The sequence below is a fragment of the Duganella sp. Dugasp78 genome (assembly GCF_059491455.1).
Window position 1 is genome coordinate 2556492 of sequence record NZ_CP168506.1, and the last position, 25421, is coordinate 2581912.

The 25421-nt window shown below is 65.7% G+C and carries 23 protein-coding genes; 19 read left to right on the forward strand and 4 right to left on the reverse strand.

Features of this window, described 5'->3' with window-relative positions:
* The first annotated feature begins 4 nt into the window (after nucleotides 1-4).
* The 12 genes from leuS (at nucleotide 5) to ACEN9O_RS11370 (ending at nucleotide 17140) form a co-directional block, all read left to right on the forward strand.
* Nucleotides 5-2632 carry a leucine--tRNA ligase gene (gene leuS, locus ACEN9O_RS11315; RefSeq protein ID WP_495617636.1) on the forward strand — a complete coding sequence of 876 codons (2628 nt, stop codon included), beginning with the start codon at nucleotides 5-7 and terminating at the stop codon, nucleotides 2630-2632.
* A 12-nt stretch (nucleotides 2633-2644) separates the two neighbouring features.
* Nucleotides 2645-3235: an LPS-assembly lipoprotein LptE gene (locus tag ACEN9O_RS11320; protein WP_495617637.1), complete on the forward strand. Its 591-nt coding sequence runs from the start codon at nucleotides 2645-2647 to the stop codon at nucleotides 3233-3235.
* Nucleotides 3236-3244: 9 nt separating this feature from the next.
* Nucleotides 3245-4261: a DNA polymerase III subunit delta gene (gene holA, locus ACEN9O_RS11325; protein WP_161086789.1), complete on the forward strand. Its 1017-nt coding sequence runs from the start codon at nucleotides 3245-3247 to the stop codon at nucleotides 4259-4261.
* Between the two features lie 99 nt (nucleotides 4262-4360).
* Nucleotides 4361-5632, forward strand: coding sequence for a glutamate-5-semialdehyde dehydrogenase (locus tag ACEN9O_RS11330; RefSeq protein WP_495617638.1), 1272 nt, complete (start codon nucleotides 4361-4363; stop codon nucleotides 5630-5632).
* Nucleotides 5633-5640: 8 nt separating this feature from the next.
* Nucleotides 5641-6057 carry a CopD family protein gene (locus tag ACEN9O_RS11335; RefSeq protein ID WP_495617639.1) on the forward strand — a complete coding sequence of 139 codons (417 nt, stop codon included), beginning with the start codon at nucleotides 5641-5643 and terminating at the stop codon, nucleotides 6055-6057.
* Between the two features lie 14 nt (nucleotides 6058-6071).
* Nucleotides 6072-6674: a 2-hydroxychromene-2-carboxylate isomerase gene (locus tag ACEN9O_RS11340; protein ID WP_495617640.1), complete on the forward strand. Its 603-nt coding sequence runs from the start codon at nucleotides 6072-6074 to the stop codon at nucleotides 6672-6674.
* A gap of 109 nt (nucleotides 6675-6783) precedes the next feature.
* Nucleotides 6784-7986 carry a THUMP domain-containing class I SAM-dependent RNA methyltransferase gene (locus ACEN9O_RS11345; protein ID WP_495617641.1) on the forward strand — a complete coding sequence of 401 codons (1203 nt, stop codon included), beginning with the start codon at nucleotides 6784-6786 and terminating at the stop codon, nucleotides 7984-7986.
* 123 nt (nucleotides 7987-8109) lie between these two features.
* A complete protein-coding gene (locus tag ACEN9O_RS11350) occupies nucleotides 8110-9390 on the forward strand; it encodes a multidrug effflux MFS transporter (RefSeq protein ID WP_495617642.1) in 1281 nt (426 codons plus the stop codon).
* A 207-nt stretch (nucleotides 9391-9597) separates the two neighbouring features.
* Nucleotides 9598-11697 carry an HDOD domain-containing protein gene (locus tag ACEN9O_RS11355; protein ID WP_495617643.1) on the forward strand — a complete coding sequence of 700 codons (2100 nt, stop codon included), beginning with the start codon at nucleotides 9598-9600 and terminating at the stop codon, nucleotides 11695-11697.
* A 7-nt stretch (nucleotides 11698-11704) separates the two neighbouring features.
* The gene (locus ACEN9O_RS11360) at nucleotides 11705-13975 is read left to right on the forward strand and encodes a putative bifunctional diguanylate cyclase/phosphodiesterase (RefSeq protein WP_495618459.1); all 2271 of its coding nucleotides are present in this window, start codon (nucleotides 11705-11707) and stop codon (nucleotides 13973-13975) included.
* Between the two features lie 18 nt (nucleotides 13976-13993).
* Nucleotides 13994-15589: an SEL1-like repeat protein gene (locus ACEN9O_RS11365; RefSeq protein ID WP_495617644.1), complete on the forward strand. Its 1596-nt coding sequence runs from the start codon at nucleotides 13994-13996 to the stop codon at nucleotides 15587-15589.
* A gap of 69 nt (nucleotides 15590-15658) precedes the next feature.
* The gene (locus ACEN9O_RS11370; RefSeq protein ID WP_495618460.1) at nucleotides 15659-17140 is read left to right on the forward strand and encodes a flagellin N-terminal helical domain-containing protein; all 1482 of its coding nucleotides are present in this window, start codon (nucleotides 15659-15661) and stop codon (nucleotides 17138-17140) included.
* Here the strand turns inward: ACEN9O_RS11370 and ACEN9O_RS11375 are convergent.
* The 3 genes from ACEN9O_RS11375 to ACEN9O_RS11385 are packed head-to-tail and all read right to left on the reverse strand — an operon-like array spanning nucleotide 17137 to nucleotide 18403.
* On the reverse strand, nucleotides 17137-17694 hold the full coding sequence (locus tag ACEN9O_RS11375; protein WP_495617645.1) for a DUF4865 family protein: 558 nt from the start codon (nucleotides 17692-17694) through the stop codon (nucleotides 17137-17139). The genes ACEN9O_RS11370 and ACEN9O_RS11375 overlap by 4 nt on opposite strands.
* Nucleotides 17691-18086: a tautomerase family protein gene (locus tag ACEN9O_RS11380; RefSeq protein ID WP_495617646.1), complete on the reverse strand. Its 396-nt coding sequence runs from the start codon at nucleotides 18084-18086 to the stop codon at nucleotides 17691-17693. Before ACEN9O_RS11380 ends, ACEN9O_RS11375 begins: the two co-directional genes overlap by 4 nt.
* Nucleotides 18083-18403: a carboxymuconolactone decarboxylase family protein gene (locus ACEN9O_RS11385; protein WP_495617647.1), complete on the reverse strand. Its 321-nt coding sequence runs from the start codon at nucleotides 18401-18403 to the stop codon at nucleotides 18083-18085. The genes ACEN9O_RS11380 and ACEN9O_RS11385 overlap by 4 nt, the downstream gene beginning before the upstream one ends.
* 100 nt (nucleotides 18404-18503) lie before the next feature.
* On the opposite strand from ACEN9O_RS11385, the gene ACEN9O_RS11390 reads away from it, so the two are divergent.
* From ACEN9O_RS11390 to ACEN9O_RS11420, 7 genes are all read left to right on the forward strand, one after another.
* On the forward strand, nucleotides 18504-19409 hold the full coding sequence (locus tag ACEN9O_RS11390) for a LysR substrate-binding domain-containing protein (protein ID WP_495617648.1): 906 nt from the start codon (nucleotides 18504-18506) through the stop codon (nucleotides 19407-19409).
* A 98-nt stretch (nucleotides 19410-19507) separates the two neighbouring features.
* Complete coding sequence (locus ACEN9O_RS11395) at nucleotides 19508-20584, forward strand: SMP-30/gluconolactonase/LRE family protein (protein ID WP_495617649.1); 1077 nt, start codon at nucleotides 19508-19510, stop codon at nucleotides 20582-20584.
* Nucleotides 20585-20738: 154 nt separating this feature from the next.
* Complete coding sequence (locus ACEN9O_RS11400) at nucleotides 20739-21335, forward strand: PEP-CTERM sorting domain-containing protein (protein WP_495617650.1); 597 nt, start codon at nucleotides 20739-20741, stop codon at nucleotides 21333-21335.
* A 96-nt stretch (nucleotides 21336-21431) separates the two neighbouring features.
* A complete protein-coding gene (locus ACEN9O_RS11405) occupies nucleotides 21432-21944 on the forward strand; it encodes a phage tail protein (RefSeq protein WP_495617651.1) in 513 nt (170 codons plus the stop codon).
* 23 nt (nucleotides 21945-21967) lie between these two features.
* Nucleotides 21968-22507, forward strand: a complete 540-nt coding sequence (locus ACEN9O_RS11410) for a phage tail protein (RefSeq protein WP_495617652.1) — start codon at nucleotides 21968-21970, stop codon at nucleotides 22505-22507.
* 9 nt (nucleotides 22508-22516) lie between these two features.
* Nucleotides 22517-23041 (forward strand): phage tail protein, encoded by a 525-nt coding sequence (locus ACEN9O_RS11415; RefSeq protein ID WP_495617653.1) that lies wholly within the window; start codon nucleotides 22517-22519, stop codon nucleotides 23039-23041.
* 19 nt (nucleotides 23042-23060) lie between these two features.
* A complete protein-coding gene (locus ACEN9O_RS11420; RefSeq protein WP_495617654.1) occupies nucleotides 23061-23474 on the forward strand; it encodes a DUF6916 family protein in 414 nt (137 codons plus the stop codon).
* 46 nt (nucleotides 23475-23520) lie between these two features.
* Here ACEN9O_RS11420 and ACEN9O_RS11425 read toward each other — a convergent pair whose 3' ends face one another.
* The gene (locus tag ACEN9O_RS11425; protein WP_495617655.1) at nucleotides 23521-25176 is read right to left on the reverse strand and encodes a methyl-accepting chemotaxis protein; all 1656 of its coding nucleotides are present in this window, start codon (nucleotides 25174-25176) and stop codon (nucleotides 23521-23523) included.
* Nucleotides 25177-25421 lie beyond the last annotated feature (245 nt).

Consider the following 25421-nt stretch of genomic DNA (forward strand, 5'->3'; position numbering starts at 1 on the left):
CATCATGCAAGATAAATATAGTCCCGCTGACGTAGAAAAAGCCGCTCAATCCCACTGGAAAGCCATCGACGCCTACAAGGCCGTCGAGCACGACCCGCGTTTCCCGAAAGGGAAGTATTACGCCTGTTCGATGCTGCCTTACCCATCGGGCAAGCTGCACATGGGCCACGTCCGCAACTATACGATCAATGATGTGATGTACCGCTATCTGCGCATGAACGGCTACAACGTGCTCATGCCGATGGGCTGGGATGCGTTCGGCATGCCGGCGGAAAACGCGGCGATGGCCAACAACGTGCCGCCGGCGCAGTGGACCTATTCCAACATCGCCCACATGCGCGAGCAGATGGAGTCGATGGGCCTGGCGATCGACTGGTCGCGCGAAATGACCGCGTGCAAGCCGGAATACTACAAGTGGAACCAGTGGATGTTCCTGAAGATGCTGGAAAAAGGCATCATCTACAAGAAGACCGGCACCGTGAACTGGGACCCGATCGACCAGACCGTGCTGGCCAACGAGCAGGTGGTCGACGGCCGCGGCTGGCGTTCGGGCGCGCTGATCGAAAAGCGCGAGATCCCGATGTACTACGCCCGCATCACCGATTACGCCGACGAGCTGCTGGCCTACGTCGACGACAAGCTGCCAGGCTGGCCTGAGCGCGTGCGCACCATGCAGACCAACTGGATCGGCAAGTCGACCGGCGTGCGCTTCGCCTTCCCGCATCAGATCAAGGGCGCCGACGGCCAGTTGATCCAGGACGGCAAGATGTACGTCTTCACCACCCGTCCGGACACCGTCATGGGCGTGACCTTCTGCGCCGTGGCGGCCGAGCATCCGCTGGCGATCCACGCCGCGCAGACCAACCCGGAACTGGCCGCGTTCAACGCCGAGTGCAAGCTGGGCTCCGTGATCGAAGCCGATATGGCGACCATGGAGAAGAAGGGCATGCCGACCGGCTTGTTCGTCACCCATCCGCTGACCGGCGAGCAGGTCGAGGTCTGGGTCGGCAACTACGTGCTGATCACCTACGGCGACGGCGCCGTCATGGGCGTGCCTGCGCACGACGAGCGCGATTTCGCCTTCGCCAAAAAATACAATCTGCCGATCAAGCAGGTCATCAAGGCCGAGGGCAAGGAGTTCTCCACCGACGCCTGGCAGGAATGGTACGGCGACAAGGACATCTCCATCGTCACCAACTCCGGCAAGTACGACGGCCTGCGCTACGCGGAAGCCGTCGATGCCGTGGCCGCCGACATGGCAGCCAAGGGCCTGGGCGAGAAGAAGATCACCTTCCGCCTGCGCGACTGGGGCATCTCGCGCCAGCGCTACTGGGGCACGCCGATTCCGATGATCCACTGCGGCGATTGCGGCGTGGTGCCGGTGCCGGAAAAAGACCTGCCGGTGGTGCTGCCGGAAGACTGCGTACCCGATGGTACCGGCAATCCGCTGAACAAATACGAGGCCTTCCTCAAGTGCGACTGCCCGCAGTGCGGCAAGCCTGCGCGCCGCGAGACCGACACGATGGATACCTTCGTCGATTCGTCGTGGTACTACATGCGCTATACCTCGCCGGGTTCGGACAAGATGGTCGACGAGCGCAATGACTACTGGATGCCGATGGACCAGTACATCGGCGGCATCGAACACGCGGTCATGCACCTGCTGTACGCGCGCTTCTGGACCAAGATCATGCGCGACTTCGGCCTGGTCAAGTTCGACGAGCCGTTCGTCAACCTGCTCACGCAGGGCATGGTGCTCAACGAGACCTACTACCGCGAAGACGCGGCCGGCAAGAAGACCTGGTTCAACCCTGCCGACGTCGACCTGACGCTGGACGACAAGGGCCGCCCGCAAGGCGCGACCTCGAAGGCCGACGGCCAGCCGGTGAATATCGGCGGCACCGAGAAGATGTCGAAGTCGAAGAACAACGGCATCGACCCCGCCGCGCAGATCGAACAATACGGCGCCGACACCGCGCGCCTGTTCACGATGTTCGCCTCGCCGCCGGAACAGACGCTGGAATGGTCGGGCAGCGGCGTTGAAGGCGCCAACCGCTTCCTGCGCCGCGTGTGGGGCTTCGGCTACGCGCAGCGCGAGGCCATCGCCGCCGCTGGCGCGCCGCTGACCGCGACCGCCACCACCGACGCCGGCAAGACCCTGCGCCGCGAACTGCACAAGGTGCTGCAGCAGGCCGACTACGACGTCAAGCGCATCCAGTACAACACCGTGGTATCGGCCTGCATGAAGATGTTGAACACGCTGGAATCGGCCAAGGATGCGGATGCCGCGTCGGTGTCCGAAGGCTATGCGATCTTCCTGCGCCTGCTGAACCCAGTCGCTCCGCACATCACCCACGTGCTGTGGGAAGAACTGGGCTACGCCAAGGCGCACGGCGACATCCTCAACGTGCAGTGGCCGCAGGTGGATCCGGCCGCGCTGGAGCAGTCCGAGATCGAGATGATGATCCAGGTGAACGGCAAGCTGCGCGGCAGCGTGGTCGTGGCCAAGACCGCCGACAAGGCGAGCATCGAGGCGGCGGCGCTGGCCAACGAAGCGGTGCAGAAGTTCATCGAAGGCACGCCTAAGAAGATCATCGTGGTGCCGGGTAAATTGATCAACATCGTGGTTTAACTGGGTTCAAACATGCTGACTACTTCCGAGTTGTTCCGGCGCGCCCGGTTGGGTGCCGCGGTGCTGGCCGTGGTGCTGACCGTGTCGGCCTGCGGCTTCCATCTGCGCGGCGACGGCGGCCACTACACGCTGCCGTTCCCGACGATGTACGTCGGACTGCCGGAAGCGTCGCCACTGGCCATCGATTTGAAGCGCAACATCCGCGCCAACGGCGGCACCACCGTCGTCAACGCGGCCAAGGATGCGGACGGCGTGATCGAGGTGCTGTCCAATCCCGAGAAAACCCGCAGCAAGACCATCCTGTCGCTGAACAGCAATGGCCGCGTGCGTCAGTATCTGCTGTCGTACAACATCGTGTTCCGCGTGCTGGACAAGCAGGGCAAGGAGCTGCTGGCGAGCACGCAGATCCTGCTGACCCGTCCCATCGACTTCAACGAAACCCAGTTGCTGGCGAAGGAGCAGGAAGAGGCGCTGCTGTACAAGGATATGCAGACCGACCTGGTGCAGCAGATGATGCGCCGCATCGCGGCCATCAAGCCGCTGCAGGTGTCGCTGCCGCCGCCGGCGCTGACGCCGTCGGCGCCGGCCGTGCCTATCCAGTAAGGACGCGCGATGCAATTGCGGTTAGAAGCGCTGGACGGCCATTTGACGAAGTCGCTGTCCCAGCTGTACGTGATCACCAGCGACGAGCATCTGCTGGCGCTGGAAGCCGCCGACAAGATCCGCAAGGCGGCGCGCGCGCAAGGCTATTCCGAGCGCGATGTGCTGACCGTGGAGCGCAGCTTCAAGTGGGGCGAGCTGCTGGCGTCCAACCAGGCGCTGTCGCTGTTCGGTGACAAGAAACTGATCGAGCTGCGTATCCCGACCGGTAAGCCCGGCAAGGATGGCGGCGCGGCGCTGCAGAATTATGTGAAAGATCTGAGTCCGGACAACCTGACCCTGATCACGCTGCCCAAGCTGGATTGGCAGACGCAGAAGGCGGCCTGGGTCGCCAGTCTGCAGCAGGCGGCGGTGTATATCGACATCGCCCAGATTGAACGGGCGCAGTTACCCAATTGGATAGGCCAGCGCCTTGCCGCACAAGGGCAGAGCGCGGACCGGCAGAGCATTGATTTCATCGCCGATCGCGTTGAAGGCAATCTGCTCGCGGCCCATCAGGAGATACAGAAGTTGGCCTTGCTGCACGAGCCGGGCAAGCTGACCTACGAGCAGGTGCACGAGGCGGTGCTGAACGTGGCGCGTTACGACGTGTTCAAGCTCAGTGAGGCGATGCTGTCGGGCGATCCGGCGCGTCTGGTACGCATGCTGGAAGGCTTGAAGGGCGAGGGCGAGGCGCTGCCGCTGGTGCTGTGGGCCGTGTCGGAGGAGATCCGCACGCTGCTCAAGCTGAAGGCGGGCATGGCGCAGGGCCGTCCGCTGGGTGCGCTGCTCAAGGAGTATCGTATCTGGGGACCGAAGGAACGCATGATGGAGCCGGCGCTGCGCCGCATCTCGCTGCCGGTACTGGAAGCGGCGATGAAGGATGCGGCGCAGGTCGACAAGATGATCAAGGGCTTGCGCGCCAAAGCGCACGCCGGCGACGCGTGGGACGCGATGCTGCAACTGGCGTTGAAAGTCGCACGCGGCTGACGAACGTCATTCCCGCGGAAGCGGGAATCCATGCTGAGCGTGCACGCCGGCGTTCTATGGATTCCCGCCTGCGCGGGAATGACGGTACAAAGGATGACGATGGATATCAAGCACTACATGGAACAACTGGGCCAGCAAGCGCGCAAGGCATCGCGCGCCATGGCCCGCGCCGACAGCGCGACCCGCAACCGCGCGCTGACCTTGATCGCCGACGCGATCGAACGCGACGCCGCCCAACTGCGCGCCGCCAATCAGCTCGACATGGACGCGGCGGCCGCCAATGGCCTGGCCCCGGCCATGCTGGACCGCCTGGCGCTGTCCGACAAGGCCATCGCGACGATGGTGGAAGGCCTGCGCCAGATCGTCGCGCTGCCCGATCCGATCGGCGAAATTTCGGGCTTGAAGTTTCGCCCGTCCGGCCTCCAGGTCGGCCAGATGCGCGTGCCGCTGGGCGTGATCGGCATCATCTACGAATCCCGTCCCAACGTGACGGTGGACGCGGCCGGCCTGTGCATCAAGAGCGGCAACGCCACCATCCTGCGCGGCGGCTCGGAGGCGATCCACTGCAACCTCGCCCTGGCCAAGCTGGTCAAGGAAGGCCTGCTGGGCGCCGGCCTGCCGGAGGACGGCGTGCAAGTGGTCGACACCACCGACCGCGCCGCGGTCGGCGCGCTGATCACCATGCCGCAGTACGTGGACGTGATCGTGCCGCGCGGCGGCAAGGGCCTGATCGCACGCCTGATCGAAGAGGCGACGGTGCCGATGATTAAGCACCTGGACGGCATCTGCCACGTCTACATCGACGCCAAGGCCGACATGAAGAAGGCGCTGGACATCGCGTTCAACGCCAAGTGCCACCGCTACGGCACCTGCAACACCATGGAAACGCTGCTGGTGGCGCGCGCCATTGCGCCGGCGGTGCTGCCGGAACTGGCCAAGATGTATGCGACCAAGCAGGTCGAGCTGCGCGCCGATCCCGAGGCGATGGCGATCCTGTCCGCGGCAGGTTATCCGCACCTGGTGGCGGCCACCGAGGAAGACTGGTCGACCGAATACCTGGCCGCGATCCTGTCGGTGAAGATCGTCGACGGCATCGACGAGGCGATCGAGCATATCAACCACTACTCGTCCAAGCATACGGAAGCCATCATCACCGAAGACCACACGAACGCAATGCGCTTCCTGCGCGAAGTCGATTCGGCGTCGGTGATGATCAACGCGTCGACGCGCTTTGCCGACGGTTTCGAATACGGCCTGGGCGCCGAGATCGGCATCTCCAACGACAAGCTGCACGCGCGCGGCCCGGTAGGCCTGGAAGGTTTGACCTCGCTGAAGTACGTCGTGTTCGGTCACGGCGAAATCCGTCAATAAGGAGACCTATGCTCTGGATTAAAGCGCTGCACATTTTCTTCGTGATCGCCTGGATGTCGGGTGTGTTCTACCTGCCGCGCATCTTCGTCAACCTGGCGATGGAGACCGACAAGGCCTCCACCGCGCGCCTGCTGGTCATGGCGCGCAAGCTGTATCGGTTTTCGATGTGGTTGTCGGTGTTCGCGGTGGTGTTCGGCGCTATCCTGGTGTGGATGCAGTACGGCGTGCAGATGCCGCACTGGCTGCACGCCAAGCTGTTCTTCGTGGTGCTGGTGATCGGTTATCACCACGCCTGTGGCCCCATCCTCAAGAAGTTCGAAAAGGGCGTCAATACGCGCAGCCACAAGTGGTTCCGTGTGTTTAATGAAGTGCCAGTGTTTATGCTGCTGGCGATCGTGCTGCTGGTTGTGGTCAAACCCTTCTGATTGATCGGAGCATCATGAGTAAAGTCTGCCAGTATTTTTTCGCCGCCCATTCGCCGTGGACGTATCTGGGCCATGAGCGTTTCGTTGCCATGGCGCGCCAGCACGGCGTGCAGGTGGAAGTGCGTCCGGTTGACCTGGGCAAGGTGTTCGGCGTGTCCGGCGGCCTGCCGCTGGCCAAGCGCGCGCCGCAGCGCCAGGCCTACCGCCTGCTCGAACTGACGCGTTGGTCGGAGTTCCTCGGCATTCCGCTCAATGCGCAGCCGAAGTTTTTCCCGGTGTCGCCGGAGCTGTCCAACCGCATGGTGATCGCCGCGCGTTTGACGCATGGCGTGGACGTGTCGCTGGAACTGGCGTTCGCCATCATGCGCGGGCTGTGGGCAGAGGAAAAGAATATCGGCGACGAAGAGACGCTGGCGCAGATCGCCGGCAGCCTTGGCCTCGACGGCAAGGCGCTGATCAAGTCGGCGGAGACGGCCAGCGTGCAGGCCGAGTATGACCGCAATACGGAAGACGCGACGGCAGCCAGCGTATTCGGCTCGCCGTGGTATGTGTTGGATGGAGAGAGTTTCTGGGGCCAGGACCGCCTGGACTTCCTGGAACGGGCAATGCAGAAGTAAACTGCCGTCCTCGCGCAAGCGGGGACCCATGCTGAGCGTGCCATGCATGGACCCCCGCCTTCGCGGGGGCGACGGCGGCGCGGTTTATTAACGGACAAAAGGTACACCTATGGCATCCTATTTTTGCCCATGCCCGCGCGGCATGGAAGCGGCGCTGGCCGAAGAACTGGGCGAGATCGCCCAACTGAGCACCACCATGAAGGTGCACAACCAGGTACCGGGCGGCGTGCACTGCTCCGGCGACCTGCTCGATTCCTACCGCATTAACCTGCACTCGCGCATCGCGTCGCGCGTGCTGATGCGCATGGCCGTCACCGGCTACCAGAACGAGAACGATATCTACGACCTGGTGCTGGCGCAGCAGTGGGAAGATTGGTTCACCTACGACCACACCATCCGTGTCGACGTCACCGCCGTGAAGTCGCCGCTGAAAAGCCTGGAGTTCACCACGCTGAAGATCAAGGACGCGATCTGCGACCGCTTCCGCGATCAGTTCGACAAGCGCCCTTCGGTCAACACCAAGGAACCGGACATGCGCATCGTCGGCTTCCTCGACGCGCGCCAGTTCATCATCTACCTCGACACCTCCGGCGAAGCGCTGTTCAAGCGCGGCTGGCGCGAGGAAACCGGCGACGCGCCGCTGCGCGAGAACCTGGCCGCCGGCCTGCTGCGCGTGTCGGGCTGGAAGCCGGGCATGCCGTTGTTCGATCCGATGTGCGGCTCCGGCACCATCCTGTGCGAAGCGGCGCAGATGGTGCAGGGCATTCCGCCGGGCGCGCGCCGCCGCTTTGCCTTCGAAGCCTTCAACGACTTCGATCCGGCGCCTTGGAACGAGATGAAGAATTCGATCAAGGCCAATCCGCTGCCGGCATCGCCGACCATCTTCGGCTCCGACATCTCGGGCGATATGGTGGCGATGACGCGCCATAACCTGAAGTGCGCCGGCATCATGTTCGACGTTCCGCTCAAGCAGATCGAGGCGCAGGAAGTGAAGGCGCCGACCGAGCAGCCGGGCATCCTGCTGACCAACCCTCCGTACGGCGAGCGTATCGGCGTGCGCGGCGACAGCACGCTGCCGGAGGATGAACTGGCGAGCAGCTTCTACTCGGCGCTGTCGACCACCTTGAAGCAGCGCTTCGCCGGCTGGACGGTGTTCCTGTTCACGGCCGACCTGGGCCTGCCCAAGCTGCTGCGCCTGAAGGAATCGCGCAAGACGCCTTTCTTCAACGGCGCGCTGGAATGCCGTTTGTTCCGCTTCGATATGGTGGCGGGCTTTAACCGCCGCGAAGCCGCCAAGCCTAAAGAAGTTTAAGCAGTACGCGCCGTCGCGCGCCCGGACCCCGCAGGGCCACGCGGGGTCTGACCCCTCGGGGTCAGACCCCTGCCTCTGAATTGCGGGTCGGGTGCAAGCCGGCGCCTAGCCGGAAAGCACCGCATGTTCCCTACACCTCCCGCCAATCTTCCCCCAGATCCCGTCGCGGAGGTGCCGGAACCTCCTCCGTCGCACATGAAAGTCCTCAGCGCCGGCGCGCTGGCCGCCACGCTGGCGGCGTTGTCGATGCTGGGGCCTTTCTCCATCGACGCCTACCTGCCGGCCTTCCCGAATATCCAGGCCACGCTGAACGCCACGCCGATCGAGGTCCAGCAAAGCCTGACGTTCTACATGCTGTCCTTCGCCTGCATGGTGCTGTGGCACGGCGCGTTGTCGGACGCCTTCGGCCGCCGCAACGTGATCCTGGTGTCGCTGGCGATGTTCGCCATCGGCACGCTGGGCTGCGCCGCCGCGCATACCGTGCATTACCTGTGGGTGTTCCGCGTCCTGCAGGGCATGTCGTCGGGCGCCGGCGTGGTGGTGGGGCGCGCCATCATCCGCGACCTGTACCAGGGCGCCGCCGCCGCGCGCCTGCTGTCGATGGTGACGATGATCTTCTCGATCGCGCCGGCCATCGCGCCGATACTGGGCGGCTGGGTGGTCACGCTGTTCGACTGGCGGGCGATCTTCCTGGCGCTGCTGGGCTACTGCGTGCTGCTGTTCATCTACTGCTACCGCCGGCTGCCGGAGACCCTGCCGCGCGAAAAGCGCCAGCCCTTCAATCCGCGCTTCCTGCTGCGCAGCTACGGCGAGATCATGCGCTCGCCGCTGTTCCACATGAAGTCCGGCGTGGTGGCCTTGAACTTCGCCGGCCTGTTCCTGTACATCTCGTCGGCGCCGGTGTTCCTGCCGCGCCACCTGGGGCTGGGCGCCTCGCAGTTCGGCTGGCTGTTCATTCCGTCGGTGAGCGGGATTTTCCTCGGCGCGCTGGCGGCCAACCGGATCGCCGGCAAGATGACATTTTCGCGACAGATAGGCATCGGCTTTTGTTTCCTGATGACGGCGTCGATATTTAACGTTTCCTACCACTTGCTGCTGCCGCCGGCGCTGCCATGGTCGGTGGCGCCGATGTTCGTTTACACCTTCGGCATGTCGGTGGTGGCGCCGGGGGCGACCTTGCTGGCATTGGACTTGTTTCCGCACATCCGCGGCACGGTGGCATCCTGCCAATCTTTCGCCGTCACCCTGCTCGGCGCGCTGGTGGCGGGGGTGATTGCCCCCTTCCTATCACACTCCGTGCTCTGGTTAGCCGCGGGACAGATGGCATTTAGTACCTCTGCTCTCGTTTTGTGGTTGACGTCGCGCTATTACCGGAGCATGCTTCTACGCCATCCGGGTCGATAATTATTTACGGCAGGAAATTGACTTAGTTTAGAAAGAAATCTTACTTGCTGTTAAGTTACTACAAGACTTTATGTTAGTATAACTTTTTGGTAGCTATTTTTTGCCCACGATTTTTGCACAACGGACCCGGCCCAGACCCCGCTTGATACGATGCATCAACCTGACCATGATATTCGCAATCGCCTGCTGATTGCCCGTCTGCCGGCAATGCCGCAGATACTCATTAAGTTGATTGAGCACTTGCAGGCCGACGACGCCGGCATGCCGGAGCTGGCCGCCCTGATCGCCAAGGATGCGGCGATGACCAGCAAGATCCTCACCGTCGCCAACAGCTCGGCCTACCACCGCAATGCGCGCGCGGTCGGCCTGGAGCAGTCGCTGGTGTCGCTGGGCACCGACATGATCAAGACGCTGGTTATCAGCGAATCCGTGTTCCAGACCTTTAACAGCTTCCCGCATTCCAGCAGCACCGACCTGCGCGGCTTCTGGAAAGGCTCGCTGACCACCGCCGTCATCGCCCGCGACATCGCCCGGCAGATGGAGTACCCGCAGGTCGAGGAAGCCTATCTGGCCGGCCTGCTGCACAACGTCGGCCGGCTGGCGCTGCTGGCCACCGCGCCCAAGGAATACGCCTTCAACTTCATGGCGCGCGACGACGAGGACCTGTGCGCCGTCGAACAGCGCACGCTGCAAATCACCCACTCGGAGGCGGGCGCCTGGCTGATCGAACGCTGGCACCTCGATTCCTTCCTGGCCGACAGCGTGCTGTATCACCATGAACCGATCGCGCGCCTGGAGTCGGCCCATCCGCTGATCCGCATGGTGCGCCTGGCGCACCTGCTGTGCTTCCACGACGACCAGGAGCAGGCCATCAAGGAGGCCGGCCACCTGTGCGGCCTGGACGCCGAGAAGCTGGCGCAGATCGTCAGCAGCGCCGCCCGCCAGGTGGAAAAGTCTGCCGCCTACCTGGGCATCGACCTGGCCGGCGCCGACGATATCCCGACGCCGTCGGCCTATGCGGCGCCGGCGGTCGATCCGGTGCAGCAGCGGCTGTCCGAGGAAGTGCGCAATATGGTGCTGGTGTCCGAGATGGGCCAGACCTTCGCGCGCCAGCAGGGCGAGGCCGGCCTGCTGGACGCGATGACGCGCTCGGCGCGCATCCTGTTCGATTTTGAAAACGCCGTGGTGCTGCTGGAGAATCCGACCGGCCACGCGCTGCACGGTGCCACCACCGGCGACCAGCCGCAGCGGCTGGCCGAATTCGTCATCCCGCTGAACAAGGGCGGCGTGGTGGCCGAGGCGGCGACGCAGCGCAAGCTGACCTTCATCAGCCGCGAGGGCAATTCGCAGCAGGCCCTGAACGTGGCCGAGGAACAGCTGTTCCGCATCCTCGGCAGCGAGGCCATGGTGTGCCTGCCGCTGGTGGCCAACCAGCGCTGCCTGGGCGTGTTGATCGGCGGCGCGCCGGCCTGGCAGCTGGCCAGCTTCCAGAAGCGCGAGCGCTTCCTGCAATCGTTCGGCACCCAGGCCGCCGCCGCGCTGGAGACGGCGATCAGCGAGCGCGGTCACGCCCGGCGCCAGATCGCCCATGTGGCCGAGGAATACCGCGAAGCCTCGCGCCGCGTGGTGCACGAGGTGAACAACCCGCTGTCGATCATCAAGAACTACCTGTCGGTCCTGGACGGCAAGCTGGCCAAGCGCGAGCCGGTGGTGGGCGAGATGTCCATCCTGAATGAGGAGATCGACCGCGTCGGACAGCTGATCAACGGCCTGGCCGACCTGCAGCCCACCGAGACCTCGCGCGTGACCGATGTCGGCCGCGTGGTGGACGACGTGCTGCGCCTGTTCCGCGCCACCGATTTCGTGCCGGCCTCGGTGCAGATCGTGGTGCGCATGCAGGAGGAGCCGGCCGAAATCGACGGCGACGCCGACCTGCTCAAGCAGATCCTGGTCAACCTGATCAAGAACGCCGTCGAAGCCTTGGCCGACGGTGGCAAGATCGAAATCTCGAACCGCGGTCACGTCAACCGCGAACGCAAGCTTTACCTGGAGCTGGTGGTCAGCGACACCGGCCCCGGACTGTCGGCCGAGGTGCTGGCCAATCTGTTCTCCGCGGTGCGCAGCACCAAGGAAGGCGCACACCACGGCCTGGGCCTGTCCATCGTCCACAGCCTGGTGAAAAAAATGCAGGGCCTGATCACCTGCCGCTCCGGTAAAACGGGTACCACCTTCGAAATCCTGCTGCCCGCCCGTGGCAGCACCAGTCAAGTCGCCGGCGTGCAAACGCGGGTGATGGATTCAGTTTAAGGCCATGATGAACCTGAACCCAGCCAGCCTAGCCGCTGTCAACCCGGACGACCACGCCCCCGTCGCCCTCTCCAACGATAACTGCCCGCGCATCCTGCTCGTAGACGACGAGCCGCGTTTGCTGTCATCCCTGTACGAACTGCTGCGCGACCGCGACTACCACCTGGTGACGGCGACCTGCGGCAGCGAGGCGCTGGCGCAGCTGACCAGGCTCAAATTCGACCTGATCCTGCTCGACCTGCGCCTGCCGGACATGAGCGGCCACGAGATCATGGACTTCATCAACGCCAAGGAGATCGACGGCGACGTCATCGTCATGAGCGGCGATGTCGGCATCGAGGCCGCCATCGGCGCGCTGAAGCGCGGCGCCTATGATTACCTGCGCAAGCCTTACAGCCGCGAGGAGCTGCTCAAGACGGTGGAGAACGCGCTGCAAAAGCGCCGCCTGGCCATCGACAACGAGCGCATCGCCTCCAAGCTGGAAAACTCCGAGAAGATGTACCGCTACCTGGTGGACAGCTCGCCGGACATCATCTACACCCTGAACCACGAAGGCAAGTTCACGTTCGTGAACGACCGTGTGCAGCAGCTGCTGGGCTTTACCCGTGAGGAGCTGATAGGCCGCCACTACTCGGTGCTGGTGCACGACGAGGACCAGGAGCGCGCGCGCTACGCCTTCAACGAGCGCCGCGTCGACGAGCGGGCCTCGCGCAACGTCGAGCTGCGCCTGAAGTGCAACAGCGGCAGCGGCATCGAGCGCACCTTCAACAACACGCTGATGACGATTTCGCTCAACGCGATCGGCATGCACATCCCGGACCACGAGGTAAAGAAGCACGAGTTCTTCGGCACCTACGGCGTGGCGCGCGACATCACCGACCGCAAGCGCGCCGAGGAAGTGATCTCCTACCAGGCCTACCACGACATCCTGACCGACCTGCCGAACCGCATGCTGTTCAAGGACCGCCTGGGCCTGGCCGTGATCCAGGCCAAGCGCAAGCTGACCGAATTGGCCGTGATGTTCGTCGACCTGGATCGCTTCAAGCTGGTCAACGACACGCTGGGCCACGTCAAGGGCGACGAGCTGCTGCAGCAGGTGGCGCAGCGCCTCAAGGACTGCCTGCGCCGCGGCGATACGCTGGCGCGCCAGGGCGGCGACGAATTCACCATCGTGCTGCCGGAGCTGCGCGACCGCCAGGACGCCAAGTCCATCGCCGACAAATTCCTCGAGAGCCTGCACAAGCCGTTCGACCTTGACGGCCACGAGGTGCACATCTCGGCCTCGATCGGCATCGCCATTTATCCGGGTGACGGCGAGACCATCGACGAGCTGCTGCGCCATGCGGACATCGCCATGTACCAGGTCAAGGCGCTGGGCAAGAACGGCCACAGCTTCTATCACAACTCGATGCTGGACGTGTCGCACCAGAAGATCGCGCTGGAGCAGAGCCTGCGCAAGGCGCTGGAGCTCAACGAGCTGGAAATGTACTACCAGCCGCAGGTCGACGTGGCCAGCGGCCGCATCATCGGCGCCGAGGGTCTGATGCGCTGGAACCATCCGCAGCGCGGGCTGCTGTCGGCCGGCGAGTTCCTGCCGTTCGCCGAGGAGAATGGCCTGATGCTGCCGATCTCCGACTGGATGCTGGGCGCGCTGTGCCGCGACCTGCTGCAGTGGAACGCGGCCGGCGGCGAGGCGATCCGCCTGTCGCTGAACCTGTCGCCGCAATACCTGGACCGCGGCGACTTCTTCGAAAAGATGCGCGGCGCGCTGACGCGCTACGGCATTTCGCCGGCGCAGATCGAGGTCGAGATCACCGAGAACATCTGCATCCGCAATCCGCAGTACGCGATCGAGCAGCTCAACAAATTGTGCCAGCTGGGCGTGTCGGTGGCGATCGACGATTTCGGCACCGGCTATTCGTCGCTGTCCTACCTGCACCGCTTTCCGATCCACACGATCAAGATCGACCAGTCCTTCGTCAAGGAGATCCACGACGAGAACGGCCACTACCCGGTGATCCTGGCGATCATCTCCATCGCGCGCGGCCTGGGCCTGCACCTGGTGGCCGAGGGCGTGGAGACCGAGGTGCAGGCGCGCTACCTGCAGGCCAACGGCTGCACCACCATGCAGGGCTATCTGTACCACCGCCCGATCTCGCTGGCCAGCTTCATGGACGTGCTGCAGGACCAGGGCCGCCTGACGGCGGTGCCCTCGGCGCATCTGCACGCGGTGCCCAACCTAGACAACCAACCGGCAATGGTCGCGATCCAGGCCTGACGCAGCATAGAAGACAGCATGACGAAATACGGTCCCAACGAAGCCGACGCAAATAGCGGCAGCACTTATACCGCCGAGTTCTTGCGCGTCAAGGGACTGGCCGAGCGTGGCGTCGCCAATGCCCAGCACAGCCTGGGCTTCATGTATTTCAACGGCCAGGGTGTGGCGCAGAGCTATGAGCTGGCGGTGGTCTGGTATCGCCAGGCCGCGCAGTCCGGCCTCGAGCACGCGCAGTACAACCTGGGCGTGATGTACCAGAAGGGCCAGGGCGTCGAGCAGAATTACCAGGAGGCGGCCGCGTGGTATCAGCTGGCGGCGGAGCAGGGCTATGCCGCCGCGCAGTACAACCTGGGCTGGCTGTACGCCAAGGGCCAGGGCCTGGACGCCGATACGCAGAAGGCCATGTACTGGTTCAGCAAGGCCGCCGACCAGGGCGACGCCGGCGCGCAAAACAATCTCGGCATGATGTACGACACCGGCAAGGGCGTGCCGCAGGATTTCAAGCAGGCCATCGCCTGGTATCGCAAGGCGGCCGAGCAGGGCTATCCGCGCGCGCAATTCAACCTCGGCCTGCGCTACGACAACGGCCAGGGCGTGCCGCAGGACGTGGGCCAGGCGATGTCCTGGTACCGCAAGGCGGCCGACCAGGGTTACGCGCCGGCGCAGTTCAACCTGGCGCTGCGCTTCGACAAGGGCGACGGCATCGCGCAGGACAGCCAGAAGGCCATCCTGTGGTACCGCCGCGCGGCCGAGCAGGACCACGCCAGCTCGCAGTTCAACCTGGGCCTGATCTACGACAACGGCCAGGGCGTGCCGCGCGACGAGCAGAAGGCGCTGGACTGGTATCGCAAGGCGGCCGAGCAGGGCCACGCGGCGGCGCAGAACAACCTGGGCCTGCGCTACGACCACGGCCAGGGCGTGGCGCAGGATTACGAGCAGGCGCAGTTCTGGTACCGCAAGGCGGCCGAGCAGGGCTTCCCCGGCGCGCAGTACCACTTGGGCATGCTGTACGACGCCGGCCACGGCGTGGTGCAGGACCACCAGGAGGCGATCTTCTGGTACCGCAAGGCGGCCGACCAGGGGCATCTGCGGGCGCAGTTCGACCTGGGCCTGCGCTACGAAACGGGACGCGGCGTGCCGCGCGACGACCGCAAGGCGATGGCCTGGTATCGCCGCGCCGCCGAGCAGGAATACGCGGCGGCCCAGTACAACCTGGGCCTGCTGTTCGACAAGGACGACGGGCCGCAACCCGATTGCGCCCAGGCCAACGGCTGGTACGCCAAGGCGGCCGAGCAGGGCCACGCGCTGGCGCAGTTCACGCTGGGCCTGCGCTTCGACAACGGCCAGGGGCTGGCGCAGGATTACGCCCAGGCCCACCACTGGTACCTGAAGGCCGCCAACCAGGGCCATGCGCGCGCGCAGTTCAACCTGGGGCTGATGTTCATGGTCGGCCAGGGCGTGCGCGCCGATCTGGCGCAAGCGTGGATGTGGCTGGCGATGGCCGAGCGCAGCGGTTATGCCGCCGCCGGACGTTATCTGAAAAACACCGCCGCCCGCATGGACGGCGCCCAGCTGGCACAGGCCCGCGAACGGCTGGAGCTGTTGCCGGGCTAAATCTTCCAGCCGGACGACTCAAGTCCCGCCGATTGTTGCCGTTAGATAATCATCAACCATCGTTCCGTGATGGTATCGAGAATCGGCGACATGCAGATCAACACCAACCTCTCCTCCCTGAACGCCCAGCGCAGTTATGCGCTGTCGGGCGAGGAGATGGCTGCGCGTCTGCAGAAGCTCTCCAGCGGCCAGCGCATCAATTCGGCGCGCGACGACGCCGCCGGCCTGGCCATCAGCGAGCGCATGAGCGCGGGCATCAATGGCTTGCGCCAGGCGCGGCAAAACATCAACGACGGCATTTCCCTGATCCAGGTGGCGGATGGGGCGGCCGGCCGCTTGCTGGAAAATTTCCAGCGCATGCGCGAGCTGGCCGTGCAGGCCGCCAACGACACCAACAGCAAGACCGACCGCGCCGCCATCCAGGGCGAGGTGAACGCGCTGGTCGCGTCCAACGTGGACATCGTCGCCGGCGCCCGCTATAACAACATGAGCTTGCTGGACGGCTCGTTCTCGCAGCAGTTGCAGGTCGGCGCCGAGGCGAACCAGACGCTGGCGCTGGCCATCCCGGCCGCGCTGGTGCCGATCGGTACCAACCTGGCAACGGCCAACCTCGCGCCGCAGCAGGTCATCGCGACCGGCACGCCGGTGCTGGCGGCGATCAACTATGGCGATCTTGTCATCAACGGCGTGGCGGTGGGCGCGTCGGCGGCCGGGGCGCAGCCGGGGCAGGGCGCCGGCAGCGCCTTCGCGGTGGCGGCCGCCATCAATGGCGCCAATATGCGCAATGTGACGGCCAGCGCCACCACCACGGTGTCCGGCGCGGTCGCCGCCAACGGCGCGCTGGCGGCGTCCAGCTTTTCCATCAACGGCGTCAACATCGGCGCCATCGCCGGCAACACCGCCGCGATCCGGGCCGCCAACGCCGCCGGCGCCATCAGCGCGGCGGCCGGCGCCAGTGGCGTGACGGCCAGCGCCACCGGCGGCACGCTCACGCTCAGCGCAGCCGACGGACGCGATATCGTCATCTCCGAATCCAACCCCGGCAGCGCCGGCTCGCTGGGCCTGGGCCTGGGGGCGAACAAGGGCACGGTCACCGTGACCGAAGCGGTGCGGCCGGGCCCGCACTCGATGTCCATCACCGGCGCCAATCCGGGCGCCGCCGGCCTGAGCGCGGGCCGGCAGGCTTCGGTGGTGGTCGGGCCGCCGGTGGAGGTGCTGCAGGATGTGTATAGCGGCGGCGAGCCGGTGCAGGACCTGTCCACCGCCAGCGGCGCCAGCAGCGCGCTGGATTATTACGACGGCAAGATTGACGAGGTGAGCAGCATCCGCGCGCAGCTGGGCGCGGCCAGCAACCGGCTGTCGGCGGCCGCCAGCAACGCCGAGAACGGCGCCAACAACCTGGCGGCGGCGCGCTCGCGCATCCGCGACACCGACTACGCCAGCGAGACCGCGCAACTGACCCGCGCCAGCATCCTGCGCCAGGCCGGCGCCTCGATGCTGGCCCAGGCCAACGTCCAGCCGCGCGGCGCGCTGCTGTTGTTGCTGCGCTAGTCCCGTCCCGGCGCCGACACGTGGCCGACCCGGTAGCGCTGCTCGCCCTGCAGCGGCGGCAGGGCCGGCTCGCCGCGCCACAGGCACAGGCGCACGATGCTCCAGTTGCCCGGCTCGAAGCCGATCACCACCGCCAGCGCGCCGCATTCGAGGGCGTGGCGCGCGTGCTGCTCTTCGCGCTGGCGCAGCTGCGCCAGGTCGCTGTGGGGCGGAATCGCCTCGATGCTGCGGGTGGCGTGGCGCGCCTGCCGCACCGCGGCGCCGACGCTGGCATGCCACGGCGTCCAGGTGCGCACCGACGGCCAGCCGAAGGCCTGCGCCACGCCGGCGAATCCGGGACCGTTGAGGAAGTCATGCATGCCGGCCTCGCTGTGCCACAGGTAGAACGGCGCGTACAGGTTCTCCTTCGCGTCGCCGCGCTCGGCATACAGATAGGCCTTGAACGCCAGGTGCGGCAGCTGGTCCAGCAGCGGCCCCTTGCTGGCGATGCGCTCGCGCACGATGGCCATGTCGTAGTCGGCCGGCAGCGTGAAGCTGTACTGCATCGCGATCATGCCGGCCTCCACAGGCTGGCGGCCGGGGCGCCGCCGCTGAAGGACCAGTCGTCGCCCTGCGAGCTCGACACCACCACCATTACATCCTGCGGCCGCAGGCCCGGCGCCTCGGCCAGCAGCTCGACCAGGCGGCGGTAGAAGGCCTGCTTCATCTCGGTGCTGCGCGGCTTGCCGATGGTGATGTTGATCAGCACGAAGTCGTCGGAGCGCGGGCCGGACGGGCTTTCGTAGTCGCGGTCGAAGACCAGCTCGTGCGGCTCGTGCTGGTGGATCATCTGGAAGCGGTCCTTCGGCGGCACGTTGAAGGCTTCCACCATGGCGCGGTGCAGGCTGTCCGACAGCGCGGTCAGGTACTCGGGGCTTTTCCCTTTCAGCAGGGAGATGCGGCTCATAGGCATGATGTTTCCTCCAGTTGTTTGAACACGGTGATGGCGGAGGCGGCGGTCGGCCAGCCCGAGTAGAACGCCAGATGGGTAATCAGTTCGGCGATCTCGTCGCGCGTGACGCCGTTGTCGCGCGCCCGTTGCAGATGGAAGGGCAGCTGCTCGACACGGTTCATCGCGATCAGCGCCGACACGGTGATGACGCTGCGGTCCCGCGGCGACAGGCCCGGCCGCTGCCAGACGTCGTCGAACAGCACCTTGTCGGTCAGTTCCGCCAGTTTGGGGGCGTGGCTGCCCATGCTTTGTTGTCCCGCTGTCGACGCCATGGTCTGCTCCTGTTTGATTTGACAGGTCCACGATACAGGACTATCTTGATCCTGAAAATCAGGAATATTTTGACGAACAGTTCAGAAAATCGGGATGATCATGCGACGGATTACGTTTGACCTGGACGTGCTGCGCACCTTTGTGACCGGCGTGGACCTGGGCAGCTTTGCCAAGGCGGCGGACCGGCTGGGCCGCTCCACCTCGGCCGTCAGCGCACAGCTGAAAAAGCTGGAGGACCAGCTGGGCATGCCGGTGCTGCGCAAGGAGGGACGCGGCATGGTGACCACCTCGGCCGGCGAGGCGCTGCTGGGCTATGCGCGCCGGCTGCTGGAACTGAACGACGAGGCTGCCACGGCGGTGCGCGGCGCCGAGCTGGCCGGCAGTGTGCGCTTGGGCATGCAGGAGGATTTCGGCGAGCATCTGCTGACCGAGGTGCTGGGGCGCTTCGCGCGCGTGCATCCGCGGCTGCGGGTGGAAGCGCGGGTGGCGCGTAATGCGGACCTGATGGCGCAGATGGCGGGCGGACGGCTGGACCTGGCGCTGGCCTGGGACAGCGACGCCGCCCTCGTGCCGCCCTCGCACAGCGCGCCGGTGATCGCCCGGCTGCCGCTGCGCTGGATAGGCGCGGCGGACGCGCCCGCCGTGCTGCGCGACGGCGAACCGCTGCCGCTGGTGATGATGGAAGCGCCATGCACCATGCGCAGCATCGCCACCGCCGCGCTGGACCGCGCCGGCATCCCGTGGCGGATCGCCTTCAGCAGTCCGGGGCTGGGCGGCGTCTGGGCCGCCGTGGCCGCCGGCCTGGGCGTGACGGTGCGTACCGGCCTGGTCCTGCCGCCCCGGCTCAGCGCGCTGGACGACCTTGCGCTGCCGGCGCTGCCGATGATCGCCCTGCGCCTGCATCGCATGGAGGCGCAGTTGAATTCGCCCGCGCAGCGGCTGCACGATATCGTGCTGGAAGCGCTGGAGCCCTTGCTGGAACCGGCGCCGGCGCGGGCTGCCTGATTTACTTGCTGAGCTGCGCCACGGCGTGAAACAGGCTTTGCCATTCCGCGCCAGGATTGCGTAGACTGGGCGTCATGAAAAAAATTGCCAGGATCTCCATGTCTGCAGCATTGCTTGCCGCCGCCTATCTCAGTCCGTGGCCGGTGGCCATCGAACCGGTCAGCTGGACCGCGCCCACACCGCCGGGCTATACCGGCATCCACGCGGTCAACCAGCGCCTGGCTGGATTGCGGCAGATCCCGCTCGGCGGTGAAGTGGGGCCCGAGCATGTGCTGGCCGGGCCGGACGGCAGGCTCTACACCGGCGTCGCCAGCGGCAAGATCCTGCGCATGAACGCCGACGGCACCGCGCTGGAAACCTACGCCGATACCGGCGGCCGGCCGCTGGGCCTGGACTTCGACGGCGCCGGCAACCTGATCGTGGCGGACGCCGTCAAGGGCTTGCTGTCGGTGGCGCCGGACCGCGGCGTGCGCGTGCTGGCGGACAAGGTCGGCGGCGAGCCGATCCGCTTTGCCGACGGCGTGGCGGTGGCGGCCAACGGCAAGATCTATTTCAGCGACGCCTCGCAGCGCTTCGCGCCGGTGCGGCGCGACACCATGCAGGCGGCCATGCTGGACGTGCTGGAGCAGTCGTCCACCGGGCGCGTGCTGGAATACGATCCCGCCAGCAAGGCCGTGCGCGTGGTGGCCGGCGGCCTGAGTTTCGCCAACGGCGTGCTGATGAGTGAGGACCAGCGCTGGCTGTACGTGAGCGAGAGCGGCAAGTACCGGGTCTGGAAAATCGCCGTCGACGCGGCCGCCGGACTGGACGTGCGCGTGACGTCGCCGCAGGCGCAGGTGCTGCTCGATAACCTGCCGGGCTATCCGGACAACCTGGTGCGCGGCGCCGGCGGCCGCATCTGGCTGGGCCTGTCCGGCCAGCGCAACGACCTCGACAAGATGGCCGACAAGCCCTGGCTGCGCAAGCTGATGCTGCGCGTGCCGCGCGCGCTGTGGCCGGAGCCCAAGCCCTACGGCCACGTGCTGGCGTTCACCGGCGACGGCCGCATCGTCGCCGACCTGCAGGACCCGGGCGGCGCCGCGCCGGTCACCACCGGCGTGACCGAGACTGCCGGCCGCCTGCTCATCCACAACGTCAGCGCCGGCAGCATAGGCTGGATGTACGCTGAAAAGTAATTGTCAATATGCTCATAACTTGTTACTTCAACAAAACAACGGTTTTGGCAATATTTTTTCCTATTGCTATCATAATGACAATTTGTTGAAATTATTGCAGTAAAATACGCGCACTGTTGCTCGCCATATCCTCAATTCTTTTTGAAGGTTAGCCATGCGTAAGTTATTGCCCGCCTTGTTGTGCGCCGCCGTGTTCGGCGCCCCATCCGCCTTTGCCGCCAACTTGGTCGTCGACGGCAAGTTCTCCGACCCCTGGCTGACGTTCTGGACCCAGGGTGGTGACACGTCGCTGCAATGGGTCGGCTACGACTATTCCGGTACGCCCTTGTCCAACGTGCTCAACTCGGTATTTTGGGATGGCAACTCGGCCAGCGCCGGCCTGCTGGGCCAGCAGGTCGCCACCCACGCTGGCTACAAATACACCCTGGAATTCGACCTGCAGCGCTTCGACAGTTCGTACGGCGTGACCCCGGCGGTCAACGATTCCCAGGTGCTGTTCAACGGCGCCGTGGTCTGGCACCAGACCAACACCAGCGGCGACTGGACCCACTACGTCATCAACAACCTGAGCACCGACAAGTCGTCGACCTGGCTGCAGTTCTCCAATCGCAACCTCTACGACTACACCGAACTCGACAACGTCTCGCTGGTGATGACGGCGGTGCCGGAACCCTCGTCCGCGCTGATGCTGTCGGTGGGGCTGGGCGGGCTGCTGCTGGCCGGCCGCGCCAAGCGCCGCCGACGCGGCTGACACTTCCCCTTGCCTGAACGCCGTCGTCCGACGGCGCATTTTCCATCCGCCGCCCGGCCGCACCGGTGCGGCAATCTCTTGCCATCAGGAGCGACCATGTCTGAACCATTTTTGGGCGAAATCCGCATGTTCAGTTTCAACTACATTCCCAAGGGCTGGGCGCGTTGTGACGGACAACTCTTGTCGATCAGCCAGAACCAGGCGCTGTTTGCCATCCTGGGCACCACGTACGGCGGTAACGGCCAGACCAACTTCGCGCTGCCCGACCTGCGCGGGCGCATGCCCATGCACAACCCCCAGCCGGGCGCGCGGGGTGGCGAGGCCATGCACACGCTGACGTCGCAGGAGCTGCCCCAGCATACGCACGCGATGCAGGCGGTCAACGAGACCAATCCCAGCATGCTGCGCTCCACCAGCCCCAGCGGCAACTACCTGTGCTCGATTCCGGCCGGTGGCGTCAATGTCTTCCATGGCTTCGATGGCAGCGCCACGCTGGCGGCGGGCAGCGTCGCCAACGCCGGGGGCGGTCAGCCGCATGAGAACCGCCAGCCCTATGCCACCAGCATGTTCGGCATCGCGCTGGTCGGCATTTTCCCTTCGTACAATTAAGCGTACCGTTTCAGGAGACATTCATGGCCATGCCATATATTGGTGAAATTCGTATGTTCGCCGGGAATTTCGCCCCGGCCGGATGGGCGTTCTGCGACGGCGCGCTGATGCCCATCTCGGAAAACGACACGCTGTTCAGCCTGATCGGCACCATGTACGGCGGCGACGGCGAGGAGACCTTCGCCTTGCCCGACCTGAGCGGGCGGGTGCCGGTCCACGTCGGCACGCTGGGCGCGCAGTCGTACCTGATCGGCGAAAAGGGCGGGCTGGAGCAGGTGACCCTGACCATCGCGCAGATCCCGCCACACAACCACCTGGTCAGCGCCAGCACGGCCGTGCCGCCGCCGGCCACCGGCGCGATCAATATCACGGACAACAGAAGCTGGGTGCCGGCCGCGCCAACGGCCAAGCCCAAGCTGTACGGCACGGCGGGCCCCAACTTGGCGATGGGCGCCGGCACCATCGGCGACGGCGGCGGCGGCCAGCCGCACGACAATATGGCGCCCTACCTGGCGGTGCAGTTCATCATTTCGCTGTTCGGCATTTATCCATCCCAATTCTGAGGAGACACCATGGCAGATCCCTTTGTTGCGGAAATTCGCCTCTTCGCCGGCAATTTCGCACCCACCGGCTGGGCCACCTGCGATGGCCAGATTTTGCCGATCGCGCAGAACACCGCGCTGTTCTCGCTGCTGGGCACGCAATACGGCGGCGACGGCAAGACCACCTTCGCGCTGCCCAATCTGCGCCGGCGCGCGCCGCTGCGCGCCGGCCACGGCGCCGGCCTGACCGAGCGGTTCCAGGGCGAGACGGGCGGCGCCGCCACCGCCACCGTGAGCGGCGCGCAGACGCCGGTCCACGGACACGACATGATGGCGTCCGGCTTGCCGGCCACCACGACCAGCCCGAGCGGCAACACGCTGGCGGTGGCGATTTCGCCGACGCCGCCGTATATCGGCCCGGCGCCGCTGCTGCCGATGGGCGGCGCCGTGCTGACCGCGTCGATCGGCGGCGGGCAGCCGCACAACAATGTGCAGCCCTATCTGGAACTGAATTTCATTATCGCGTTGCAGGGCATCTTCCCGCCGCGCAGCTAATCATCGTGAAGGAATCATCATGGAACGGCGAACCTTTGTATTAGCCACCGGCGGCCTGCTGGGCGGCAGCGGCCTGTGCGGCGCGGCCGAGCTGGCCAAGGCCAGGACGGCGGACGTCGCCAGCATCGGCGCCGCGTCCGTGCCGGCGGTGGCCGGCAGCGCGGCCTACCTGCCGCTGGTGCAGGAGCGCTTCAATGTGTATCCGGGCAGCCGGGGGATGGCGATGACGCTGCTCAGCGTCAAGCGCCATTTCGAGGCCGCGCGCGGCGACCAGTTTTCGCTGACCTTCGCGGTGCCGGCCAGCCAGTCGCTGGCCAGCGGCGCTTATGAAGTCGAGCACGCCAACATCGGCAAGCAGACCATCTATCTGCAACTGGCCGGCAGCGGGCCGGAAGGCAACTACTACCGCGCCGACTTCAACCTGCTGAACTGAGCACGGCGGCCGGCCCAGGCCGGCCCCCGGCTACCCGCCTGCGGCGTCAGGCGCGGCGGGCCAGCGGGGGCGCCGCGCGCTCCGGCGCCGCCTGGTGCGAGGCGATCAGCGCCAGGCCGGCCGGCGACTTGCCCGGCTTGCCCTGCGGCGGCAGCTTGAACACTTCCAGCGCCTTGGCCACGGCCTGCGCCTGCAGGTCCAGCACGCCGGTGGCGGCCGAGGCCTCCTCCACCATCTGAGCGTTCTGGCGGGTGACCTCGTCCAATTGCATGATGGCGTCCTTGACCTGGTTGACGCCGCTGCTCTGCGCGCGCGTCGAACCGCTGATGTCGCCCATGATGGCGGCCACCCTTCCGATGGCGGCGATCACCGCGTCCATGTCCTGTCCTGCCGCGCTGGCCATGCCGGCGCCGATGGCGATCTTGCCGGCCGAGGCGTCGATCAGGGTCTTGATTTCCTTGGCAGCGGCGGCGCTGCGCTGGGCCAGGTTGCGCACCTCGCCGGCCACCACCGCGAAGCCGCGGCCGCTCTCGCCGGCGCGCGCCGCCTCCACCGCCGCGTTGAGCGACAGGATGTTGGTCTGGAAGGCGATGCCGTCGATCAGGCTGATGATGTCGACGATCTGGCTCGAGGACGCGCGGATGTCGTTCATCGCGGCCACCACCTGCGTGACCGCGACGCCGGTGCGTTCGGCCAGCGCGGTCGCCTCGCTCGCCACGCCGCTGGCGGTGTTGACGTTGTCGGCGGTCTGGCTGACGGTGCCGGTGATCTGGCCCATGTGTGCCGAGGTCTGCTCCAGGTTGGCGGCCTGCGCCTCGGTGCGCGCCGACAGGTCGGCATTGGCCGCGCGCACCTGGGTGGTGGTGCTGCGGGTCAGCGTGAAGTTGCTGCGGATGTCGACCAGGATCGAGGCCAGGTTCAGGTTCAGCTGGCGCACAAACGCCTGCAGCTGGCCCAGCTCGTCATGGCGGTCGACCGCCATGCGGGTGGTCAGGTCGCCGCCGGCCAGGATGCGGGCGGCGTCGATGCTGGCCTTGATCGGAGCCACCACCGCCAGGTGCAGGTTGCGCCAGCTGTACAGGGCCAGCGCCACCATCAGCAGCGCCTGCCAGTGCAGCGCGCTCTGCGCATACGGCCAGACGGCGTGGCTGGCGATCGACAGCCCCAGCACCGCCATGCCGCCGAAGCACAGGGCCAGGCGCTGCGCCAGCGTGATGTCGCGCAGCGCCTGGGCCCAGCGGCGCCAGCCGCGCGCGGCGGCGGCGCCGCGCACGATGCGGATGCCTTCCGGATTCGGGCCCTTGACGCTGCGGTAGAGCTGTTCGGCATCCTGGATCTGTTCGCGCTTGGGCTTGGTGCACACCGACATGAAGCCGGTGGTCTTGCCCTTTTCGATCACCGGCGTGACGTTGGCGATGCACCAGAAATGGCCGCCGTCCTGGCAGCGGTACTTGACCAGGCCGCGCCACGGCTGGCCCGACAACACGGTGCGCCACATGTCGGCATCCACGTCGGTCGGCATGTCGGCGTGGTAGAGCGAGGCCTGCGGGCGGCCGCGCAGTTCCTCGTCGGCGTAGCCGCTGGCGTGGATGAAGGTGGAGTTGGCGTAGGTCAGGCGACCCTGGAGGTCGGTGGTGGTGACGATGGGCTTGCCGTCTTCAAGGATGGTCTCGCGGCCGGCCGCGGGGGATGTGCTGCGCATGGGCGATCCTGTACATGGGTTGTCGAGGTGGCTAGCATCCTAACAGATTCAAGCATCAACTATTTCTTAAATGCTATGGTTTTTGTGGGGAGGCATGGAACCATGCGCGGGGAAGGCTTATCTAATCGTGTTTCAACCTGCAGGGGATGACATGACGCTTTCCGAATTTATTAACAATAATGCCAATAGTATCCTTGAGGAATGGGAGGCGTTTGCGAAGGAGATTGCCCCACTCGCGTTGAAGG

Excerpts from the sequence above, each read along its gene's own strand:
- leuS (WP_495617636.1), top strand. The coding sequence starts at position 5 with ATGCAAGATAAATATAGTCCCGCTGACGTAGAAAAAGCCGCTCAATCC.
- ACEN9O_RS11320 (WP_495617637.1), top strand. The coding sequence starts at position 2,645 with ATGCTGACTACTTCCGAGTTGTTCCGGCGCGCCCGGTTGGGTGCCGCG.
- holA (WP_161086789.1), top strand. The coding sequence starts at position 3,245 with ATGCAATTGCGGTTAGAAGCGCTGGACGGCCATTTGACGAAGTCGCTG.
- ACEN9O_RS11330 (WP_495617638.1), top strand. The coding sequence starts at position 4,361 with ATGGATATCAAGCACTACATGGAACAACTGGGCCAGCAAGCGCGCAAG.
- ACEN9O_RS11335 (WP_495617639.1), top strand. The coding sequence starts at position 5,641 with ATGCTCTGGATTAAAGCGCTGCACATTTTCTTCGTGATCGCCTGGATG.
- ACEN9O_RS11340 (WP_495617640.1), top strand. The coding sequence starts at position 6,072 with ATGAGTAAAGTCTGCCAGTATTTTTTCGCCGCCCATTCGCCGTGGACG.
- ACEN9O_RS11345 (WP_495617641.1), top strand. The coding sequence starts at position 6,784 with ATGGCATCCTATTTTTGCCCATGCCCGCGCGGCATGGAAGCGGCGCTG.
- ACEN9O_RS11350 (WP_495617642.1), top strand. The coding sequence starts at position 8,110 with ATGTTCCCTACACCTCCCGCCAATCTTCCCCCAGATCCCGTCGCGGAG.
- ACEN9O_RS11355 (WP_495617643.1), top strand. The coding sequence starts at position 9,598 with ATGCCGCAGATACTCATTAAGTTGATTGAGCACTTGCAGGCCGACGAC.
- ACEN9O_RS11360 (WP_495618459.1), top strand. The coding sequence starts at position 11,705 with ATGAACCTGAACCCAGCCAGCCTAGCCGCTGTCAACCCGGACGACCAC.
- ACEN9O_RS11365 (WP_495617644.1), top strand. The coding sequence starts at position 13,994 with ATGACGAAATACGGTCCCAACGAAGCCGACGCAAATAGCGGCAGCACT.
- ACEN9O_RS11370 (WP_495618460.1), top strand. The coding sequence starts at position 15,659 with ATGGTATCGAGAATCGGCGACATGCAGATCAACACCAACCTCTCCTCC.
- ACEN9O_RS11375 (WP_495617645.1), bottom strand. The coding sequence starts at position 17,694 with ATGATCGCGATGCAGTACAGCTTCACGCTGCCGGCCGACTACGACATG.
- ACEN9O_RS11380 (WP_495617646.1), bottom strand. The coding sequence starts at position 18,086 with ATGAGCCGCATCTCCCTGCTGAAAGGGAAAAGCCCCGAGTACCTGACC.
- ACEN9O_RS11385 (WP_495617647.1), bottom strand. The coding sequence starts at position 18,403 with ATGGCGTCGACAGCGGGACAACAAAGCATGGGCAGCCACGCCCCCAAA.
- ACEN9O_RS11390 (WP_495617648.1), top strand. The coding sequence starts at position 18,504 with ATGCGACGGATTACGTTTGACCTGGACGTGCTGCGCACCTTTGTGACC.
- ACEN9O_RS11395 (WP_495617649.1), top strand. The coding sequence starts at position 19,508 with ATGTCTGCAGCATTGCTTGCCGCCGCCTATCTCAGTCCGTGGCCGGTG.
- ACEN9O_RS11400 (WP_495617650.1), top strand. The coding sequence starts at position 20,739 with ATGCGTAAGTTATTGCCCGCCTTGTTGTGCGCCGCCGTGTTCGGCGCC.
- ACEN9O_RS11405 (WP_495617651.1), top strand. The coding sequence starts at position 21,432 with ATGTCTGAACCATTTTTGGGCGAAATCCGCATGTTCAGTTTCAACTAC.
- ACEN9O_RS11410 (WP_495617652.1), top strand. The coding sequence starts at position 21,968 with ATGGCCATGCCATATATTGGTGAAATTCGTATGTTCGCCGGGAATTTC.
- ACEN9O_RS11415 (WP_495617653.1), top strand. The coding sequence starts at position 22,517 with ATGGCAGATCCCTTTGTTGCGGAAATTCGCCTCTTCGCCGGCAATTTC.
- ACEN9O_RS11420 (WP_495617654.1), top strand. The coding sequence starts at position 23,061 with ATGGAACGGCGAACCTTTGTATTAGCCACCGGCGGCCTGCTGGGCGGC.
- ACEN9O_RS11425 (WP_495617655.1), bottom strand. The coding sequence starts at position 25,176 with ATGCGCAGCACATCCCCCGCGGCCGGCCGCGAGACCATCCTTGAAGAC.